Origin of the sequence: Pseudomonas sp. (assembly GCF_037994325.1) — a bacterium.
In the GTDB taxonomy this organism is placed as follows: Bacteria; Pseudomonadota; Gammaproteobacteria; order Pseudomonadales; family Pseudomonadaceae; genus Aquipseudomonas.
Window position 1 is genome coordinate 1 of sequence record NZ_JBBNAH010000438.1, and the last position, 2,829, is coordinate 2,829.

A 2,829-nucleotide genomic window follows, 5' to 3' on the forward strand; every position below is an offset into this window, starting at 1 on the left:
CTCTTGGTGCGCGCAGCACACCCTACGACGCATCAGAACTCCAACGTACTGGAAACCTCAAACAGCCGCGCATCGCCAATCGAGATCAAAAACGGGTTGGTTGACGAGGAGTAGTAGGTCTTGTCGAACATGTTCTTGACGTTGAATTGCAGCTTCACCTTCTTGCCGCCGAGTTGGGTGTCGTAGCTGGCGAAGGCGTCGGCCACGGTATAGGCCGGCAAGGTGAAGGTGTTTTCCGCATCGCCAGCGCGCTCGCCTACATAGCGGGCGCCGGTGCCGATGCGCAGGCGGTCGCCGCCCAGCACTTGGCCGAAGTCGTATACGCCAAATAACGAACCGGTGTTGCGCGCGACGTTGACCAGGTCGTTACCCTTGAGCGCGGGATCTTTAGTGACCCAGGCATCGAGGTAGGCGTAGGTGCCGATCAGGCTGATCTGGTCGGTGACCTGGCCGGTGATATCCAGCTCAATCCCTCGCGAGGTCACGGCGCCCGCGGCACGGGAAACCAGCTCAGCCTGAGGCGTTCCGGCGTTGAGCGTTTCTGTAACCTGCACGTTTTCCTTGTCGATATTGAACAGCGCCAAGGTACCCGTGATGCGGCCGGGCATATCCAGCTTGGCGCCGACTTCCCAGGACTTACCCTGCTCCGGCTCCAGGCCATTAAGGCTGACGCCACCACTCAGTGGCGCAATGGTGGAGCTCGGTTTAAACGACTCGCTATAGCCGCCATACAAGGAAAATACCTCGTTCCACTGGTACACCACGCCCACGCGCGGCAACCAGTTCTGGCCATTGATATCGGTGTTCTTATTAAACGGTCGGCCTCGGCCAGCCAATTGGTCATACAGCTGGTAGCGCGCACCGGCGACCAGAATCCACTGGTCGTCGAGGTGGATGGAGTCCTGAATAAAGGCTGACTGGCTGTAGACCTTGTCGGTCTGGTCGCTATCGGTCGCAGTAACGGTGGTTGGAATGGGTACTTGGCCGTACACCGGATTCTGCGTGTTGAAACGCACGGTGGTGGTTTGGCGCAGGAGGTCAGAGCGGAAGATCTTGCGGTACTCGTGGTCAACGCCCGTTAACACCTCATGACGCATACCGGCAAACTCCAAGTCGCCGGACAAATCCAGCGTGCCGAAATGCTCGGTGCTTACCGCTCCACGGGTTCCGTCCAAGCGACGGACCAAGCGTGTGCGGTCCGTACCGACAAAACCGGTCACCCGCGCTTGATAGTCGTCATACCGATCACGGTTGTAGCTGTAGGCGAAGTGGGTTTTCCACTGATCGTTCAGGCGATGCTCGATATCAACAATCGCCAGGTCAGAGCGCCCTTCGGTTTTGTTGTAAGGCTCGTCCAAACGCCGCTCGCGCGGGATCGCCAAGGGCTTTTTCGTATCGGGGTTAAGAATGGTCCCGCGATCAAACGGCGTCAGGTAGTCGCGGTGCTCCCACGACACATTCACCGTGGTGTCATCAGCCAACCAGGCCAGCGACGGGGCGATAGTTTTCTCGCGGCTATTGCCGAAGTTGCGCCAGTAATCGGCGTCGTCGTAATCAGCCACCAGGCGGTAGGCCAGGTCGGTATCGCCAATGGCGCCGGTGGTATCAAGTTGGCCGCCGCTGCCGTTCTTGCCATCGCCATAAGTGGAAGCACGGGCGGTGATGGCGTTGTATTGCTGCAGTTGCGGTTTTTTGCTGATCAGGTTGATCACGCCGCCTGGGTCGAGAATGCCGTAAAGCATCGACGCCGGGCCTTTCAGCACTTCCACACGCTCGACGTTGGCGGTGAAGTTACGGCCTTGGATGGTGCGCATACCGTCGCGCAGAATCGAGCCGTCGCGGTTGTCGCCAAAGCCGCGTTTCATCACCGCATCCATCGTGCTGCCGAGGGTGTTGGCCTGGGTAATGCCGCTGACGTTGACCAACGCATCGTCAAGGTTGCGCGGTTGTTGGTCTTGCAACACCTGCTGAGGGACCACGGCGATGGCTTGCGGGATTTCCAGCAGCGGCGCTTCGGAGCGCATGATTTTGCTGGTCGGTGGCGGCTGGTAGCCCTGCGCGGTGTGGGTGTTGCCGTCGATGTTGGTGGCATCGAGGTTCAGCGCGCCTTCGCTGGGTAAGCGTTGCAGGGTCAGGGTGCGCTCGTCGGCGCGGCGGAAGGTGTAGCCGGAACCTTGCAGCAATTGGCTTAAGGCCTGCTCGGCGCTCATCTCGCCACGCACCGCAGGCGCTTGCAGACTGTAAGGGGCGTCGTCGCTGTAGACCAGGCTGAGGCCGGTCACGCGGCTAAACGCACTCAACGCCTGGGGCAATGGTTGCGCGGTAATGGCGAAGTTGTATTGCGCCTGAGCAGCCGTCGATGGCGCCTCGGCGGCATGGCTTAGCAGCGGCAAGCTTGCCGTCAGCGCCAGGGAAAAGCCCCAGGCGTTTTTCACCATCGTTTTGTACTTCATACGCACCTGATCCGTGAGTGACCCACAACGGGTTTACTGCGAGCAATTCGCAACTACAAGCACTACACGGATGCCAGTGGCCGATACCTCACCCCTGACTGAAATTATTTTTCTGGGTTAGCGCAACAGCGTCAGGCCGAACATGGTGTGGCGTTGAAACCCGACCACACTGGCCAGGGAATCGAGCACTTTATTCGGGTCTTGGCTGGGGAAACTGCCGCTGATGCGTTGCTCAGCCAATGCCGGGTTAAGCAGCACGATGCGGTTTGGCGAGTAGCGCTGCACGTCATCAAGCACCTGCGCCAGGGGCATTTGATAAAAGGTCAGCCAACCTTGGCGCCAGGCCAGGCTGGCTTCGCTGTCGACAGCGTGAAGG

General features: G+C 59.6%; 2 protein-coding genes. Both read right to left on the reverse strand.

Features of this window, described 5'->3' with window-relative positions:
* Positions 1-32: 32 nt before the first annotated feature.
* Positions 33-2,453 (reverse strand): TonB-dependent receptor, encoded by a 2,421-nt coding sequence (locus tag AAAB16_RS14755; protein WP_340663994.1) that lies wholly within the window; start codon positions 2,451-2,453, stop codon positions 33-35.
* 117 nt (positions 2,454-2,570) lie between these two features.
* On the reverse strand, positions 2,571-2,829 hold a 259-nt coding region (locus AAAB16_RS14760), incomplete at its 5' end, for a FecR domain-containing protein (protein ID WP_340663995.1).

Excerpts from the sequence above, each read along its gene's own strand:
- AAAB16_RS14755 (WP_340663994.1), bottom strand. The coding sequence starts at position 2,453 with ATGAAGTACAAAACGATGGTGAAAAACGCCTGGGGCTTTTCCCTGGCG.